The sequence below is a fragment of the Pedobacter sp. JCM 36344 genome (assembly GCF_046546555.1).
GTDB lineage: Bacteria > Bacteroidota > Bacteroidia > Sphingobacteriales > Sphingobacteriaceae > Pedobacter.
Window position 1 is genome coordinate 1 of the sequence record NZ_JBKHKK010000011.1, and the last position, 18,288, is coordinate 18,288.

Consider the following 18,288-nt stretch of genomic DNA (forward strand, 5'->3'; position numbering starts at 1 on the left):
ATTGCTCCTACATAGAATTGAAGCTGGAGTTGCAACAGGAAATACTGCATCTATTAAGGTGCTGGAAAAAATGGGGATGCAGAAAGAGGGATTGCGAAGAAAAATTTTGCCGATTAGAGGAAAATGGGTGGATAATTTTCATTATGCCATTTTAAATGAAGACTTCAAGATTTATTGAGAAGGAATAGCTAAAAAATAGAACAAACTCCTTTGAGCGGCTGCCATTATCGCATTACCCTTGCGGGATCTCGGATTTAAATACCAGCAGCATTTTATAAGATGTTCATAAAAAAGTTATGCTCCCTAATCAATTTAGGGATCTAAATTTATTCGCTTTAATGGTACCGGTTCGACTTTAGTACTTCTGGGGTATTTCACATACCCTAACCGGAGATCGAACCGCTAAAATCCTTTTTTCTGAAGTGCTATGGAAGTTTTTAAAAGAAAACCCCTCTTTACTTGCGTAAAAAGGGGCCGTACCCAGCGCCGGAGTCGAACCGGCACGGTTTCCCACAGGTGTTTGAGACCAGCGCGTCTACCAATTCCGCCAGCTGGGCATTTGCTGTTAAGCGGGATGCAAATGTATTCATTGAATCCACAATTACCAAGATTTATTTGAATTATCTTCTTTCAACTTTTTATCCACCCAAAATGGAGCAAAAGGAAGTAATGATGCACCGCCAATCAAGAATACCTTTTTGAAGTTCCATTTGTACTCCATCCAGCTCATTATCAAAAAGATCATGTACAATACGAAAAGCAATCCATGTACCCAGCCAGTGTATTTCACCGCTAATGGCATATCAGCAAAATACTTTAGGGGCATAGCAATAAAAATTAAGGCGATATAGGATATACCTTCTGCTACTGCTACATTTCTAAATATCTTTAATGTACTCATATGATTGCCAACTGTTAGTTCGTAATATAATAAAGGAATTCCCCCATGCATTTGCCGAACTGATAAATAGTTAGTACTGATAATGTAACCAGGCCAATTAATACAAACTTGTTTTCTAAAACACTTACATATTTTCCCATATCTATCATTGTTTATGAGGCAGAAGCCTTGTCCATACTTTCTTTTATCCTTGACAGATATTTACTTCTATAATAAAGATCCTTCACCGCAGGTAAAAGAATAGCTTGTTCAGCTTCAGACTTGCTTTCAAATGAATCTGTAAGGAAATCTATCTCCTTTTGAATGCCCTCATCAACAGCTGAAACATCTACTTTGACAGCCGAGAGCTTTTCAGCATCGGGATCGAATTGTAAGTCCAACAATGTTTCATTAATGTCCATCATATCCATTAAAAAATCTTGAGGCAATTTATAGTGTTCTCCTTCTGACAGCTGCCCTTTTAATTCTAAAATATATGGCAACCGTTTCTGAGGATCGCTCAATATCTGATAGGCCTTGTTATTTACCGTGCTCTTCTCCAAAACCTCAGCCTGCTTCTCCTCCAATTCATTAATGAAGAAATCGGGGTGATACTTTTTGCTAAACTCATAGAACTTCTGTTTAACGATCACGGTATCTGGATTAAAGCTTATGGGTAATCCATAGAACTCAAAGTAATCTATCATAGTCTAATGCATAACAGCCTTAAAGATGTCATTACCAAGCACAAAGACCATCAAGGAAAGTAGGATAACGAAACCCGCAATTTGTGCACGTTCCATAAATTTATCGCCAAGTGGTTTTCCTTTCACCATCTCTACCAGCAAGAAGACTACGTGACCACCATCCAAGGCGGGAATAGGAAGCAGATTCATAAAAGCCAATGCGATCGAAATAAAGCCTGTTGCAGCCCAAAACCTTTTCCATACCCACTCTCCGCCATAAACTTTTCTTGCGATCTCTACAGGGCCTGAGAATGCCTTATTCGCTTTGACTTTTCCTGTCAATACTTTCCAGATTCCTTTTCCATTGTCGCTAAATACTCTCCAGGCTTGGTTCGCGCCTAGAGGCAGTGATTCAAAGAAACCAAACTTTACAGTTTCTTCTTTAAACTCATTGGCCTTAAATATGACGCCCATTGCACCTGATGTGTCCAATGGTAAACTATAACTCAATTTTTCAGAACCGCGAACAACATCAAGTTTAACAGTTTTACTTTTATAATTTGGAATTATTGACCTTACTTCAGCATCATATTTTACAGGCACACCATTAATAGCGGTAATTCTGTCGCCTTTCTTCAACCCTACTTTTTCAGCGGTTCTTCCAGGAGCGATGCTATCAAGCGTTGATGTCCCTAACGGCATTCTGCTAATAAATTCCTCAGGCCCTAAATCAGAAACTCTATTCAGTATATTATCAGGAACCTTGATATCCATCGCCTTTCCGTCGCGCAAAACAGTAAGTGTAGTGTTACCAAGCAATACTTTAGAACTGATCAACTCATCAAATTGAATAACCTTTTTGCCATTTATGGCAACTACTTTATCACCCAACCGTAATCCGATCTCTTTACCGATAATACCCGGATTAATACCAATTACGGAGCTATTAGGAATGAAAGTCTCGCCATACTTAAAAGTAAGCATCCAGAAAATCAGGATTCCAACCACAATATTTACAAATACCCCACCCAACATTACAATAAGACGTTGCCAAGCTGGTTTAGACCTGAATTCCCAAGGTTGTGGTGGTAAAGCCATGGCCTCCGTATCCATCGATTCATCGATCATGCCAGTGATTTTCACATATCCTCCCAATGGCAACCAACCGATTCCATATTCGCAATCTCCTCTTTTGAAACTGAAAAGTTTAACTCCCCAGGCATCAAAGAAAAGGTAAAACTTTTCTACTTTAATATCAAAGGCACGTGCCGCAATAAAATGTCCTAACTCATGTAAAATAACTAGTATCGATAACCCCAGAAGTAACTGGGCCGCCATAATCAGTCCGCTCATATATTATTTAATATTCTTATTTTGATTCTACTTAACTTGTTTTGTTACTAACTGATGCGCAAATATACGTGTATGCGCATCCGTTTCTAAATAATTATTCAGGCTCGGCTCTGCGATAAATTCTACCTTGTTCATGCAGGATTCTATCACGTCACTCATCTCCAGAAAGCCAATTTGATCTTTCAAAAATGCACTTACTACAACTTCATTCGCCGCATTGACGATACAAGCCATGTTCCCGCCCTTCCTCAATGCTTGATAGGCAAGGTCTAAATTGCGGAATGTTTTGGCGTCTGCCTGTGAGAACGTCAGCTCCGGGCAATCCATGAAATTAAAACGTTTAAAATTGCTGCTTATTCTACCAGGGTACGCAAAAGCATAATGGATGGGCAACTTCATATCAGGTAGCCCCATTTGTGCCTTCATCGACCCGTCATTAAACTGAACCAACGAATGTACGATCGACTGGGGGTGTACGATGACATCTATTTGATCTGCTTCGAGATCGAATAGCCATTTCGCTTCAATCACCTCCAATCCCTTGTTCATTAATGAGGCTGAATCAATGGTGATCTTCGCACCCATTACCCAGTTGGGATGCTTTAATGCTTCATTTTTAGTTACGGTTTGTAGAAAGTTCCGATCCTTTCCCCTAAAAGGCCCACCCGATGCAGTAAGGTAAATCTTTTCCACAGAATTTAGTTCCTCGCCAACCAGACATTGAAATATGGCAGAGTGTTCTGAATCCACGGGAATGACCTTCACGCCAAATTCTTTCGCAAGACGCATCACCAGGTCTCCAGCAACGACCAGCGTTTCCTTATTTGCTAACCCAATGTCTTTCCCTGCTTTTATCGCAGCAATTGTCGGTTTTAAACCAGCAGAGCCTACAATTGCGGTCAGCACAAAATTAGCTTGAGGTAGGCTTGCTGCTTCACAAAGCGCATCAACACCGGCAAGTACTTTTATTTCAGTATGTGCCAACGCAGCTTTTACCTCATTGTAAAGGTCTAAGTCACAAATAACCACCAGTTCTGGCTTGAATTTTAACGCCTGACTGACCAGCAGATTGGCATTTGACTGCCCTGTGATTGCACAAACCCGGTAAAGATCAGGATGTGCTTCTATTACAGACAAGGCCTGGGTTCCAATGGAACCTGTGGAACCTAAAATGGATATATTCTTCAAATTTGATAGCTACTTAAATCATTTGCAATCTTTCTATCATTCGATAGTCTTGGCACTTTATTTTGTCCACCAAGCTTACCCTTTCCTTTCATGTAATTCACAAAAGCATCCTTTTGTAACGTACGGACGATCAGGGGCTGGAGGATTTTTCCCTCAATAAGGTCAAAATAGTAAATATTCTTCTTCTGCAAAGCCTCATCTACTTTTTTACTAAAAGTCTCCAAGTCTTTAGGAGGACTAGAAAATTCGACAAACCACTCGTGGTAAGGGAGTTCTCCCACCTTTGTTTCTACCTGAGGTGCTACCGTAAATTCTGTGATTCCGACATGCTCTTCGTTGGCTACACTTAATAGAGCATGCTCCACTTCTTCTCCTATTACGTGCTCTCCAAAAGCGGATATAAAATGCTTGATCCTGCCCGTTACCATGATTTTGTAAGGATTCAACGAGACAAATTTGATGGTGTCTCCCAAACTATAACCCCATAGTCCGGCATTGGTATTCAGAATTAATGCATAGTTTACTCCAGGTTTAACCTCAGCAAGGCTAAGTCTGGTCGGGTTTTCATTGTAGAACTCATCTGCCGGAACAAATTCGTAAAACATACCTGAGTTTACCAGCAGCAAAAGACTTTTATCGGATTGGCTATCCTGGTAAGCTATAAATCCTTCTGAAGCCGGATAGGTTTCAATTGTGGCAATTTTCCTACCGATACTCTTCTCAATTTTCGCCCGATAGGGTTCGTAGTTGACACCACCATAGACAAACAAGCTAAAGTTCTTGAAAACGTCTTTGATTTTCTTACCACCCGACTTATCACTAAGCTTATCAAAGTACATTTGTACCCATGGTGGAATACCGGAAATAAGCCGCAGGTCTTCCATATAGGTTTCCTCAACGATTGCGTCCACCTTTTGTTCCCAATCTTCAATACAATTGGTTTCGTAGGAAGGAAGTCTATTTTTCTGTAAATACGCTGGAACAAGATGCGCTACAATACCCGATAATCTCCCTACATCAATCCCATTTTTTTTTGTAAGTACAGGGCTTCCCTGTAAGAAAATCATCTTACCATCCACGAAGGAAGCGTCACCCGTTTCATGAATGTAACTGAGCAAAGCATTTCTGGCAGCCTTTACATGTTCAGGTATGGATTCTTCTGAAAGCGGGATGTATTTTACTCCGGATGTAGTACCCGAGGTTTTCGCGAAATAGCGTGGCTTTCCTTTCCAAAGCACATCGGCTTCTCCAGCAATTACCCTATTTACATACGGACGAAGATCTTCATAATCCCGAATTGGAACCTGCCTTTTAAAATCGTTGTAATCTTTAATCAAAGAAAATTTATGGTCTTTCCCGAAAGCAGTATTTTTTGCCTCGTCTACCAGCATAGCTAGCATCTCTTTCTGTGCCGCAACTGCATTCTTTTTCCATTTATTGATGCCTTTTAAAACAAAGGCAGCAAACGGTTTACTCAATGCTGCTTTTATGCCCATGGGGATCTAAATCAGGTTATGAATGATATCTGGTTCACCTTCTACCTGATACTCTACCATCATTTTACGATAGGCAATAGTTAAGGCGACACTTGAAAGCGGAACAATAATAAAAGAACTGAGAATATTTACAAAGAAGGCTACAAATGGCCAGTGAACCATGCTAAAGAAAAGATTTAATAAATGGAACCCTCCTAGCACTAGTAAAAGTAGGAGTATTTTGGTGAAATTTCCTTTGGTTGTCGCAAGGCTATATTTGATGGACGCGAAGGAAGTCAAGTTTTTGTCGATTATAAAAAAGGGAAAGAAAGAAATCCTGATCCAGGTAATAAAAATGGCGACTAATCCAACCGGGATAGCAACACTTGATACCTTCTGCAAATCGATACCGGCATAGACAAATGGAAGACCTAAAACCATAACAACAGAATATACGCCTACAATACAAAGAATGAAATACAATGTAGCCACCAAAAAGCGGATGATCTGCTGTCTTGTAGGAATAGTGCTTACAATACTTACGTCATGATCTTCATCGTCCAACAAATGGAAAATATATTTGAAAAGTGACAGATTGATCGTAAAGAAAAACATGATAAAGATGAACGCCATTAAAGCTCGCATTGCCCAGTGGACATCTTTTAGAAAGAAGGCCATCAATCCTGAAGCAGACGAAGTAATGAACATGAGAAAGGAAAGCGTGGCAATGGAAAAGTAATTCCTTTTAGTTACCTGCCAGGCCTTGCTAATAACTTCGTTGACGGCAAATGTACTCTCTTTTAAAAAATCTATCATTATTGTTTAAATACTACTCTTTTAATAAAATCCTGCATAAAGCCCAATCCGTAAGCGATAAGCTGTATAAATGAAGCAATGACGCTCAAAAATGCAACTTTTAATGATTTATTAGTTTGCCAGGAGTGAAAAAATATCAACATAAAGTATACCAACATTATGAAATTGCAGAGATACGCCAAAGGTGCATAAAAACAATTCATTAATAGGGTAAATATCACAGCACAGGTAAATGCCGCCGGAAAGAAGTGGACTAATTTTAGTTCTGCCGGGAAATGTTTATAAATATTTATTCTCGCCCTTCCGAAAAAGTGCGTTTGTTTATAGAACTGCAGAAAGCTGGTGCGCCGCTTATGGTAAACTTTCGCCCCTGGGATCAACCCAATCTTAAATCCATTTTCGTGGATCCTGATGCTATACTCTATGTCCTCCCCCAATCTGGTCAAAATAAATCCTCCCACTTTCTCAAATACTTCCCTAGAAACTCCCATGTTAAAACTTCTGGGATGGAATTGGCCAATATGTTTGGCATTACCCCTGATGCCACCTGTTGTGAAAAGCGAGGTCATGGCATAACTAATCGACTTCTGTACCGGAGTAAAACTATCATGAGCAGCATCAGGACCTCCATATGCATCCAGATTGTGCTCAAACAGGTAGTTCCTTACAGTTTCAAGGTAATCGGCTGGGATGAGGCAATCCGAATCAAAAATTACAAAGAAGTCTCCCTCTGCTTTTTCGAAACCATAATTCCTAGCAAAGCCTTGTCCGGCATTGGGTTTTACGAAATACTTGACATCAAGTGCGTGTTCATATTTGGCGACTACCGCTTTAGCGTCATTAGTAGAGCCATCTTCTATAATTAGCACTTCAAATTGCAGATAGGTCTGTTTGCTGAGGCTATTTAGCAGCTCGTCAATTTCTTGTGGACGGTTATAAAGGGGAATAATTATCGAAAAGAACATTGAATTAAATAATCTCTTTTTCTATGAGGTATTGGTTTCGTTCAGGGGCGCTTCTGGAAACTAATTCAGCTACGAAGCCAGTCAGGAACAGTTGTGACCCCAAAATGATAGCGACTAATGCGATATAAAACAAGGGTTGGTCTGTTACATCTCGTTTCAATGGGATACCCATAGAAATGTCATACAATTTAACACCTATGAGCCAAATTGCCAAAAAAGTTCCGATCAGGAAACTCAAGACCCCCATGGTCCCAAAAAAGTGCATTGGACGTTTACCGAATTTACCCACAAAGAAGATAGATAATAGGTCAAGTAATCCATTAACGAACCGACTCATTCCAAACTTGGTAACACCATATTTTCGAGCTCGGTGTTCAACTATCTGTTCTCCAATCTTAGTAAATCCTGCCCATTTAGCAATTACTGGGATATATCTATGCATTTCACCATACACTTCAATGTTCTTAACAACCTCTTTACGGTAAGCTTTAAGACCGCAGTTGAAATCATGAAGATTATGAATGCCAGACATACGTCTTGTGGCAGCGTTATAGATTTTTGTAGGTATTGTTTTACTTAAGGGATCATATCGTTTAGCTTTCCAGCCAGAGATCAGGTCTAATTTCTCTTCTCTGATCCTTCTATACAATTCTGGAATTTCATCCGGACTATCTTGAAGGTCTGCGTCCATCGTGATAATAACCTCACCTTGCGCAGCTTCGAAAGCCACATTTAGTGCTGCCGACTTACCATAATTTCTACGAAACTTGATGGCCTTTAAGGAAGGGTATTGAAGTTTCAGTTCCTCTATTACCACCCATGAATTGTCGGTGCTACCATCGTCAATAAAAAGCAACTCATACGAGAAGTGATGTTCATCCATCACTTTTGCAATCCAGGCAGTCAGTTCAGGCAGCGATTCGTCTTCATTATATAACGGGATGACAACAGAAATATCCATGTGTGATTACAAAGCTTAATTCGATCTGCAAACTTAGATAAAATATTTGTGATCCGCTAAAAGACAGAATGCTTCACAGCTTGGTTCTTCGTTAATTTTAAACTGAGGTTAGTTTCAAACAAAAAAAGAATGAACCATAACAAAAGTCGTTTTATAAATCCGATGATTGATTTCGCCATTAAGAAAATCTTCGGCACTTTGTATGATATTTGCTTGTGTAACAGTGAAACAGGTAAAAGCTTTAAAATATTCTGTTTTTTTATAACTTTACATATAACCATAATTTAAAAACACACAATGACGAACTTTCCTAAAAGCTTATTTGTTGCTTCCTTGATGATTGCAGGAATGAACATGGCGAATGCGCAAGAGAAAACCAAACCTGAACAGACAGAGTTTTACACCCCAGTACCTCCAGTTGTGGCAACTAAAGAAGTTACGGTTGCTCCACCTTCTGATGCTGTCATTTTATTCGACGGTAAAGATTTGAGCAAATGGGTGATGACCAACGATAGAACCCAGCCTGCGGCATGGACTGTTGCAAACAATGTTTTCACTGTAAATAAAAAGTCAGGAAACATCGAGACGAAACAGGCATTCAACAATTACCAGTTGCACATCGAGTGGCAGGTTCCTGCTAATATCCAGGGCAAGGGTCAGGGAAGAGGAAACAGCGGGCTATTCCTTGCCTCAATCGGAAAAGGAGATGACGGCTACGAGTTGCAGATCTTAGACTCGTACAAAAATGACACCTATACAAATGGCCAGGCTGCTAGTATTTACAAGCAACTAGTTCCTTTAGCTAACCCAACTCGCAAACCAGGCGAATGGCAGGCATATGATGTCATCTGGACTGCACCAACTTTCAACACAGATCAGTCGATTAAAACGCCTGCCAGAGTAACTGTACTTTTCAATGGTGTGCTAGTACAGAATAATGCGGAATTGAAAGGCCCAACTCAATACATTGGTGATCCTGCTTATAGAAAAGCACACGGTCCGTCTCCTATCAAGTTGCAATCACATGGCGATCCAAGTTTGCCACTGAGTTTCCGTAACATTTGGGTTAGAGAGTTGTAAGAAGTTAACAACCATAAAAAAGGCCCGTTATGAAATTTCATAGCGGGCCTTTTCAATGTAAAGGATTTATTATTCTTCTATAAACTTAACGGGTGGGTTTTTCTTCATAATTGCTGCCAAGATTAAAGCGAATACACCATAGATCGCCAAGGCGATTCCGAAGCTTGTAACGACGTTTTTAGGGGTGATCTTTAACTTGTCTGCATTACTGCCTGCCTTTGCCATTGCTTCATCAATCTGCTCTTGCCCTGCCCCGAATTTTTTCATCATCGCCACTGTATTGTCGTCAATAGCTGCACCAGCTTTAACTGGTAACTCTGGATCTATCACTGTCATTAATACTACATTGTAAACAGTAGATGTCGCTGCAATAATCAAACCCATAATTAAAAAGGATTTGAAAGCTTCTCCAAAAGACCAAAAACCGCCAACCTCAGTTCTAACTGTTTTTCCTGCATAAACCAGCAGTCCAACGAACAACACGAACAATACAAGGCCAAGCCAAATACTCGTATAAGCTAGCAATGGATCAATAAAGTGAATCACGAGCGACAATACCACGCTCACCACTGCAATGATTAAACCATTTTTGGCCGACAGGCCATTTAATAATTTTTGTCTTACTTCCATAATGTTTGTTTGGTTAATTTAAGTTAAAATTAGCAATTAATGTATAAACCGCAATATCAAACTCTTTATTCGCACTATACTCTTCTAATTCTTTAATCACCTGAATGCTTGAATTCGGTTGATGGAAAAATACCATAAATGGCACAAATAACTCTTCCATTTCTTCACTGATCTCAATCATGCCGGCATGACCGCAGATGTCCTCAATACTCGATTCAACCAATTGCTGATTACTGATTAAGTCTTCATAAATATGGAATTCATCCTGGAACTCATCCTCTTCAACCAACAAGAATTCTTTCAAGAAGTCGCCAAGCTCTGGACTAATCCGCTCATCATGACATTCATTTATGTATAATAATAGGTTCAATAGTTCGGTTCCCCTTTCGATCGTTTCTTCTTCGATATCTGCCCATTCATCACTTTCCAAGTAATCTTCCTCCAGCTTTTTGATATCATTCGCAAAGAAGTTGATCATCAGTAGATCAAAAAACACTTCTCGAAGCTCATCAAATGGGGGGAATTCATCAAATACCTCATCAAACTCTGCTACTTTTTCAAGAAAACCAAGGTCTTTACTAAAGACCTCAACTAATGATTCCTCCAGCTTCACCGAGTCGGTTCCCGATACCTCTGCAAACTTATCTAATGATGCAATTAAGGCAACTTTTACGTGATTATCCATATGATTGTAATTGTTTGTTGTTATAAACCAGTTTTATTTTACCGGTAAGTGTTTTGTTTAATAAAGGTGAATTGGCAGATTTAGAGTAGTTGTTTTCCAAGTTATAAGTCCAACTCTCTGTAGGATTGTAAACCGTAAAATTAGCTAATTCTCCCTCCTTAATAACTGGAACCGCTAAACCAAGAAGCTTACGCGGATTAATCGCTAGCTTTTCTGCAATCAACTCTGTAGCTAATCCTGCTTTAAGCAATAATGGCAACACGGTTTGCAAGGCGACTATTCCAAAAGCAGCGATCTCAAATTCTACATCCTTGAACTCAATCTCATGCGGACGATGTTGCGAGGTTATAGCATCAATTGTTCCATCCTTTAAACCTGCTATTAAGGCTTTAATATCACTTTTGCCTCTCAGCGGAGGTTTAACTTTATAATTACTGTCAAAATCATTCAACAGGTCTTCGGTTAAAACAAGGTGATGTGCAGCAACATCGCAACTGACTTTTACACCATCTTTTTTCGCCTTTTTAAGCAATGAAACAGAACCAGCCGTTGAAATAGTGCTAATGTGCACTGGAGTATTATGATAAGTCGCCAGAAAAATATCCCTGCTCACTTGCATCTCTTCTGCAAGTGCGGGCAATCCTTTCATTCCAAGCAATACACTTGTTGCGCTTTCGTTAACCTGAGATTTGCCTGCGATAGATTTATTTTCAGGATAAACCATCAGAAGCCCCTCAAATCCTTTAGCATACTGCAAGGCCCTGCTCATGAAACCATCATCTGCAATAGCCTTACCCCCATCAGAGAATGCTACTGCGCCAGCCTGTTGCATATCATACAATTCAGCCAACTCTTTGCCCTCCATATCACGACTGATCGCACCAATTGGATGCACATCAACCAGGTTGTACCTAGAACGGTTGATGATGTACTCCACCTCTCCCTTAGAATGTACTACAGGTTTTGTGTTGGGCAACACAGCTATTCCTGTAAAACCTCCTGCTTTTGCGGCATCCGTGGCAGTATTAATGTCCTCTTTGGTCTCGTATCCCGGATCTCCGATGGAGCAATTCAAGTCGAAAAACCCAGGTGATAAGATGCAGCCTTTTCCATCGATAACATTCTCGCCACGTTTCACCAGACCGTTACCGATAGCGGCTATTACTCCATTTTCTACGCTTAAATCACAGTTCTTTTGATTGAACTGACTATTAGGATCTACAATTGTAACGTCCGTGATGAGAAGATTCATGCTCTTTTTAAGTTTTTTGTATTATTAAAAAATCTGATCAGTAAAATCTCAATGGCCAGAAAAACTAAAGCTAAAATAACGCAAAGTTTCCATAGCTCTGTACTATTACTTTTTGCAGTCACCTGCAATGATTGCGCGTCTTTCCTTGAATTGAATATATTGACCTTTTGTTTTCCTAAGAGATTACCCAATTCCAAATTGCTTGCATAATGCATGTCTGATTCTATTCGGTTATCATTAAATGCCATTACCGCTAAAGTCGAATCACCCTTTTCTAAATTATAAAAACCTGGCTTTTTTATTTGATCGGCGACATAAAGCAAGGTACTTCCAGGTGTTTGACGAAGGTCTGGAATTGCCTCGAACTGATCGGAAACCAGCTTAAGAGACTGATTTTTGAGTAGATTAATTTTCTTACTCTCCAATACATCGCTCGTTCCAGTGGTATAGTATAAAGGAAAAGTTCTAGCGCTGCCAAAGGCGATCTTGAACATTATAGGCACAAACACCGGATGCCTGGCCAGATTCCCGTCATTAGGATCCAATGAGCTTGCCGACAAATAAATTTTACCCGCACCAACAATGTATTTCGCCAGTAAAAAGTTGTTTAGTGGAAGCTGTAATACATCTTCTCTGGATGATGTGTTCTGCGATACATAACTGAAATACCGATTCACAGTTGGCAGGTCAAGGTTTTTTGGAATCTGATCAAACACATTTTTAAAAAGTTCGTTTTTCAAATCCAGCGTACTGGTAACAGGAGTTCCTGCATTTATCTGCTCTACCGAGGGGAGTGACAAGCCGGTCAAAAAAGGTGAGTAACGCGCCGATCCAGCATTCAGGTCAGGGAACACAATCAGACTTCCACCATTTTGGACGTATGATTTCAACTGTTGGGCCAGTCCAGAGGATGGTTCTTTCAAACCCGTCACTACGATCAGGCTATAACCTGAAAAAGTGGAATATTTTACATTACCTTCTGGCATTTCTGTCAATTTGAAATAGGAATCAGCAGAAAATAAGGATTTGATGTAGCTCTGGGAGGGATTACCGTAAATATGAAGCACATTCATCTCAGCGTTCACATTGAAGCTAAAGTTGAGCTCATCGTCGAAAGTTAAAGGGTAATCCTTGATTGTCAGAATCCCCTTTTGCCATCCTGCATTAAGTCCGCTAAAGCTTAAGGTATCTGTGATTGATTTCCCCGCAGAAACTGCAACATTGCCAATCGCCTTTTGCTGACCATTCAAACTAAGCTTAATAGGGACATCCTTCGCATCCTCATCACCGAAGTTCTTAAGACGAACCACAATTCTCTCGCTTTGATTAGGTTGGTGAACTGGAGATAGGCTCCAGATGCTATCTGCAGATATATTGGGTAAGCTGTTTGCGTTTAGCTTAATGAAGGTCAGTGTACTAGAACTGTTTGTCCGGATTGGTTGTGTTCCGCTAAAGTTCTTTTGAAAATCAGAAAGCAGGTAACTTATAATATCATTGTTATTTGCACCTGACTGCTGTCTATTTATTACTTGTTGTAAAGAACGGCTGGCGGAAGAAATCTTCACTTCCTCCAACTGCTGAACAAACTCGTCCTTGTTTATAAATCTTTGGTGTCTGCCTTCAAAATCATTGGTTAATAACTGAAATTGATCATTTAACCCATAGCTACTAACAATCTCCTTTGCTTTTCTTTTAGCTTCATCCAGCAGACTTCCCTCCTTATTTACCGTCTCCATACTATAAGAGTTATCGATGTAAATGCTCACGACATTCCTTTGAGAAGGATTTATGGTCTTGCCAGAAGGAAGGAACGGTCTGGCGAAAGCCAATACCAAAAAGGTAATAGCCAGAATCCTGCTAAACAAAACCAGAAGATGTTTAAGCTTTTCGCGAGTGGAATTTTGCTCCTTAGCTTCTTTCAAAAACTGTACATTGCTGAAATATACTTTCTTGAATTTTCTGAAATTAAATAGGTGAATTACAATAGGAACGGCTATTGTCAGCAGCGCAAAAAGAAAACCTGGATATAGGAAATTCATTAAAAATCAAAGGTAGAACTTTTACATGAATTTTCTCATTGCATCATATAAAGTTTCATCCAGTTGGTAAACGTCGGGTCTAATCTGCAGTACACCGTTTTGAGCCCAGGCCGTCAGGTAGTTGATCATTATTGGGATCTGTTTTTTTACTCCAAACCATTTTGGTTTCAATTCGAAAGTGTTAACGGTATCTGCTTTTTTCGCAAGTTTGCGTTTGTAACGCTGCATGTTAATAGTGTCGACAGGAGGCAGATTAACCTCCATCCTTAAAATATCATATTCCTCTTTATCTTTAATCAGGTTCTCGGCAAACTCCAATGGCCGCTCCACCCGCACACATCCATGGCTGATGGCACGATTTGAATACTTAAATGCAGTTTTATTATTCGTATCGTGCAGGTAAATATTTGAATTGTTATCAAAAATGAACTTAAACTTACCTAATGCATTTCTATCTCCCGATCCTTGTTTAAACTGGAAAGGCAACTTTTCTCTGGAATACTTATCCCATTGAATCGTGTCTGGATCAAGGATCTCCCGACCTCTGTAATATACCTTAATGTTATTATTTGAAAGGTAATATGGATCCCTTCTGGCCATGTAGTAGATTTCGCTTCTTGCAATGCTTATTGGAATATTCCAGATCGGATTTACCTGTATAGCATTAAACTTACTGTATAATATCGGTGTTTCATGATTCTTTGGCTTATCATCCAGATTTTTAGTCTTAAGAAATTGCTGAAGCTTAACGGCATAATCATTCTCTCTTTTCCCACCAACGCAGACATTCATGTGTGAAAGCGTATCCTTTTTATTAAACCATGTCAGAGAAAAATCGGGAATATTGACTTCTACGTACTCATCTCCAAGTTCTGGAAGTTTCCAGCGTTGGCGTTCCATATTGACCAACACCGTCATAATCGCATGTGGATCTTTAGATGGTAGCAGCTCGTAGTTGGTCAAGGCTTTCTGCAACACAGTGTATGTTTCGGTTGTTGGTTGAATCTCCGTTAATAGGCTTGTTAGATTCATTGTGTTGAGCACACCCATCATACTTGTGCTATCAGGTCGCTTCACGGGAATATAATATCTTGTAAATAACTTTCTAGGGTTTAGACTTCCGAAGTTTACGAAATTATAATACTTGATGGCAGATTCAGTCGCTGTAAGCTCCAAATCAGCAATTATGGGATAGACTTCGCTTATGTCCTTAAATTGGTTTGCGCCTAAAGTTTTTAGTAGTGAGTCCAGCTTTTCGCTGTTAAAGATCTTAGGGTTATAACCATGTACCTTGCTACGGGAGATGTAGCTGTTCAGACTATCTAATTCTCCATTAAAATAGAACTTTTGAATCCATACCGGGTGCTGGTTTTGTGCTTGATAAAAAGCCTTTAATATTTTGAGATTTGGCAGTTCTTTGGAAACTGAATAAAAGTGTTCGGTAAATACCTTATTATATGCCGCTGTATCAAAATCTTTGTACAACTTGTTTTTAAAGCGTTTTTCCAACAGCAAACCTATCTCAGGCGTCTGTCTAAACCATTTGCATGAAGAAAGTAGCAGCACAAAAACAGTAGAAGCAAGTAATATTTTTTTCAATAGATGTATTTTGTACGAAAAGAGCAATTTAAGTGCCATCATGGTTTTCAGTATGCTACTTTTTCAAAAAAATAAGTCTTGTTTGCTGAATTTTAGTAAACAATTCGCACGCAGACTTGGAGCTTCAGACGAATACCAGAATCCACGAGTAGAAGCCTACCTCGCATTTTGAGATATTGCGACAAATAGCAATAGTTCAAGCGCATGAGCTGGAAGTATTGCATAGTAATTTTTGATTTCTCATTTGTATAACTATATTTGCATCTCCTCATAATGCTTGTCATTATTGAACAGGACATAAAAAAATTAAAATGTTTACTTCTTTGAATCATCACTTACATTTGTACCATCGCCAATTGGCGATGTATATGTAATGTTTTGTACTTCAAAACTTGTTTCCGATCAATTTTTATTTTCCATTCAATAATTCAAAAAGCACAAATTGAAAACACTCAAAATAGCTATCCAGAAATCGGGTAGGTTAAACGAAAAATCAGTAGAGATTCTTAAAAACTGTGGACTTTCTTTCGAGAATTACAAAAGCTCTTTAATAACAACAGTTACCAACTTCCCTCTTGAAATCCTTTTTTTAAGAGATGACGATATCCCAGAATATGTACAAGATGGCATAGCCGACCTTGGTATTGTTGGTGAAAATGTAATCGTTGAGACGGGCGCGGAGGTTACCTATTTGCAGAAACTTGGCTTCGGAAAATGCACCCTGAAAATCGCTATTCCAAACGAAAGTCAGATCACCGAAATCGCTCAGTTAAGTGGTAAAGCGATAGCCACTTCTTACCCAATGATTCTTGAAAAATACCTTAAAGAAAACAATGTCGACGCAGAAGTTAGAACTATCTCCGGGTCTGTAGAAATTGGTCCAGGTTTAGGTCTGAGCGATGCCATCTGTGACATCGTGTCTACTGGAGGAACGTTGAAGAGTAATGGCCTGAAACCTTTTGCTGAGGTGATGAAATCTGAAGCTGTTCTGATTGGTAAAGAAGGATCAGATCTGTTGCCAGAGGTTCAGGAATTGTTGCAAAGAATCCGTTCTGTAATGAGAGCAAAAGAAACAAAATATGTGGTTCTGAATGTTGCTAAAGCCAACCTTCAAAAAGTCGTTGATCTTTTGCCCGGCGTAAAGAGTCCAACTGTAGTTCCTCTATTTGACGAGGAATGGGTAGCTGTACATTCCGTAATTACAGAACACGATTTTTGGGAAAAGATAAATAGCCTTAAGGCCGCGGGAGCTGAAGGAATTGTCGTTATGCCAATCGAAAAAATCATCACTTAAAACATAATGTTCTGCCATAACGGCTGTTCTATCATTAACCAATAGTTAACAATAAAAGATAAGACATTGAAAATCTACAGTTATAAGGATTTATCTGAAGCAGATATTGAGCAACTTTGTATGCGGCAACTCGGAGACGATGAAAGTATCAAAGCTAGAGTTTCTGAGATCGTTCAGGAGGTAAAAATCTGCGGAGACGATGCACTGAGAAGCTACGCACTTCAGTTCGACAAGATAAAATTGCATGACCTTTTTATAGGTTTCGAAGAAATTTCTGAAATAGCATCAACCATCCCGGATGACGCGAAAGCAGCGATAGATGTTGCGTACGAAAATATCAAAACCTTCCACAGCAGCCAGGTTTCCAAGGAGCAGAAAGTGGAAACGATGGCCGGTGTTAAATGCTGGAGAGAGAGTCGGGCAATAGAAAGGGTTGGCCTTTATATTCCGGGTGGATCTGCAGTTTTGCCCAGCACATTTTTAATGCTGGGAATACCTGCTGTGCTTGCGGGTTGCCAACAAATCGTGGTTTGCTCACCGCCGCAAAAAGATGGAAAAACAAACTCCTATGTGGCATATTGCGCTATGAAATTAGGGATCAAAAAGATCTATCTGGCGGGTGGTGCACAGGCTGTCGCAGCTATGGCTTACGGCACCGAAACCGTACCAAAAGTGTATAAGATTTTCGGACCTGGAAACCGTTATGTTACTCAAGCAAAACAGCTGGTACAATCGGCAGCAATGACTGCAATTGACATGCCCGCCGGACCATCGGAGGTTTTAGTAATTGCCGACGAAACTGCCAACCCGTCATACGTGGCTTCCGACTTATTAGCTCAGGCGGAACATGGTCCCGATAGTCAGGCCATATTGGTTTCAACATCGAGTGAGATCATCAACAAGGTGCTTCAGGAAGTAGAATTCCAACTTGAATTACTCTCGCGAAAAGAAGTAACTTCGAAGGCGATTGGTAACTCCTACGCGGTTTTGGTTCAGAATCTAGACGAAGCGATTGCATTCAGCAATGCCTATGCTCCCGAACATTTAATACTTGCTACGGCCGCCTTCGAGTCCATAATCCCTTCGATAATTAATGCTGGTTCTGTATTTTTAGGAAACCTTACTCCTGAAAGTGTGGGAGACTATGCTTCAGGGACTAATCATACACTCCCTACAAGCGGCTTTGCCAAAGCATACTCAGGAGTTTCCCTTGATTCATTTGTAAAAAAGATCACGTTCCAGCACATCACAGCGCAGGGACTGAAGAATATCGGGAATACTGTAGAAGTTTTAGCTGCTGCAGAGGGCTTGGACGCCCATAAAAATGCGATAAGTATCCGTTTGAAAGATTAAGCATAGAATGCTTAACTGATTAAATAATAAAT

The 18,288-nt window shown here is 39.8% G+C and carries 16 protein-coding genes and 1 tRNA gene; 3 read left to right on the top strand and 14 right to left on the bottom strand.

From position 1 onward, the window contains the following. Positions 1-477: 477 nt before the first annotated feature. The 9 genes from ACHFIZ_RS11765 to ACHFIZ_RS11805 form a co-directional block, all read right to left on the bottom strand. Positions 478-557 (bottom strand) — tRNA-Leu (locus ACHFIZ_RS11765). A gap of 44 nt (positions 558-601) precedes the next feature. Continuing rightward, positions 602-901, bottom strand: coding sequence for a DUF3817 domain-containing protein (locus ACHFIZ_RS11770; RefSeq protein WP_410886039.1), 300 nt, complete (start codon positions 899-901; stop codon positions 602-604). Between the two features lie 152 nt (positions 902-1,053). Then, a complete protein-coding gene (hscB, locus tag ACHFIZ_RS11775) occupies positions 1,054-1,587 on the bottom strand; it encodes a Fe-S protein assembly co-chaperone HscB (protein WP_410886041.1) in 534 nt (177 codons plus the stop codon). Between the two features lie 3 nt (positions 1,588-1,590). Continuing rightward, entirely contained in the window at positions 1,591-2,919 is a 1,329-nt protein-coding gene (gene rseP, locus ACHFIZ_RS11780) for an RIP metalloprotease RseP (protein ID WP_410886043.1), read from the bottom strand. Positions 2,920-2,946: 27 nt separating this feature from the next. Then, positions 2,947-4,107, bottom strand: coding sequence for a 1-deoxy-D-xylulose-5-phosphate reductoisomerase (locus ACHFIZ_RS11785; protein WP_410886045.1), 1,161 nt, complete (start codon positions 4,105-4,107; stop codon positions 2,947-2,949). Further along, complete coding sequence (locus ACHFIZ_RS11790) at positions 4,104-5,603, bottom strand: GH3 auxin-responsive promoter family protein (protein WP_410886047.1); 1,500 nt, start codon at positions 5,601-5,603, stop codon at positions 4,104-4,106. The genes ACHFIZ_RS11785 and ACHFIZ_RS11790 overlap by 4 nt, the downstream gene beginning before the upstream one ends. Positions 5,604-5,609: 6 nt before the next feature. Continuing rightward, complete coding sequence (locus ACHFIZ_RS11795) at positions 5,610-6,398, bottom strand: hypothetical protein (RefSeq protein ID WP_410886049.1); 789 nt, start codon at positions 6,396-6,398, stop codon at positions 5,610-5,612. Then, the gene (locus ACHFIZ_RS11800) at positions 6,398-7,363 is read right to left on the bottom strand and encodes a glycosyltransferase (RefSeq protein ID WP_410886050.1); all 966 of its coding nucleotides are present in this window, start codon (positions 7,361-7,363) and stop codon (positions 6,398-6,400) included. Before ACHFIZ_RS11800 ends, ACHFIZ_RS11795 begins: the two co-directional genes overlap by 1 nt. 4 nt (positions 7,364-7,367) lie before the next feature. Further along, the gene (locus tag ACHFIZ_RS11805) at positions 7,368-8,324 is read right to left on the bottom strand and encodes a glycosyltransferase family 2 protein (RefSeq protein WP_410886052.1); all 957 of its coding nucleotides are present in this window, start codon (positions 8,322-8,324) and stop codon (positions 7,368-7,370) included. A gap of 297 nt (positions 8,325-8,621) precedes the next feature. Between ACHFIZ_RS11805 and ACHFIZ_RS11810 the strand changes: the two genes are divergently transcribed. Beyond that, entirely contained in the window at positions 8,622-9,404 is a 783-nt protein-coding gene (locus ACHFIZ_RS11810; protein WP_410886054.1) for a DUF1080 domain-containing protein, read from the top strand. Positions 9,405-9,473: 69 nt separating this feature from the next. Here ACHFIZ_RS11810 and ACHFIZ_RS11815 read toward each other — a convergent pair whose 3' ends face one another. Genes ACHFIZ_RS11815 through ACHFIZ_RS11835 form a run of 5 tightly spaced genes read right to left on the bottom strand, consistent with a single transcriptional unit; the run spans position 9,474 to position 15,609 of the window. Further along, complete coding sequence (locus ACHFIZ_RS11815; RefSeq protein ID WP_410886056.1) at positions 9,474-10,034, bottom strand: DUF4199 domain-containing protein; 561 nt, start codon at positions 10,032-10,034, stop codon at positions 9,474-9,476. Positions 10,035-10,047: 13 nt separating this feature from the next. Beyond that, positions 10,048-10,719, bottom strand: coding sequence for a hypothetical protein (locus ACHFIZ_RS11820; protein WP_410886058.1), 672 nt, complete (start codon positions 10,717-10,719; stop codon positions 10,048-10,050). Next, complete coding sequence (locus ACHFIZ_RS11825; protein WP_410886060.1) at positions 10,712-11,971, bottom strand: dihydroorotase; 1,260 nt, start codon at positions 11,969-11,971, stop codon at positions 10,712-10,714. The genes ACHFIZ_RS11820 and ACHFIZ_RS11825 overlap by 8 nt, the downstream gene beginning before the upstream one ends. Continuing rightward, positions 11,968-14,010 (bottom strand): BatA domain-containing protein, encoded by a 2,043-nt coding sequence (locus ACHFIZ_RS11830; protein WP_410886062.1) that lies wholly within the window; start codon positions 14,008-14,010, stop codon positions 11,968-11,970. The genes ACHFIZ_RS11825 and ACHFIZ_RS11830 overlap by 4 nt, the downstream gene beginning before the upstream one ends. A gap of 21 nt (positions 14,011-14,031) precedes the next feature. After that, positions 14,032-15,609 (bottom strand): L,D-transpeptidase family protein, encoded by a 1,578-nt coding sequence (locus ACHFIZ_RS11835; RefSeq protein ID WP_410886064.1) that lies wholly within the window; start codon positions 15,607-15,609, stop codon positions 14,032-14,034. A 442-nt stretch (positions 15,610-16,051) separates the two neighbouring features. Between ACHFIZ_RS11835 and hisG the strand changes: the two genes are divergently transcribed. Together hisG and hisD are read left to right on the top strand one after the other, a co-directional pair. Further along, a complete protein-coding gene (gene hisG, locus ACHFIZ_RS11840; RefSeq protein WP_410886066.1) occupies positions 16,052-16,903 on the top strand; it encodes an ATP phosphoribosyltransferase in 852 nt (283 codons plus the stop codon). A 66-nt stretch (positions 16,904-16,969) separates the two neighbouring features. Then, a complete protein-coding gene (gene hisD, locus ACHFIZ_RS11845; protein ID WP_410886068.1) occupies positions 16,970-18,256 on the top strand; it encodes a histidinol dehydrogenase in 1,287 nt (428 codons plus the stop codon). Positions 18,257-18,288: the final 32 nt, after the last annotated feature.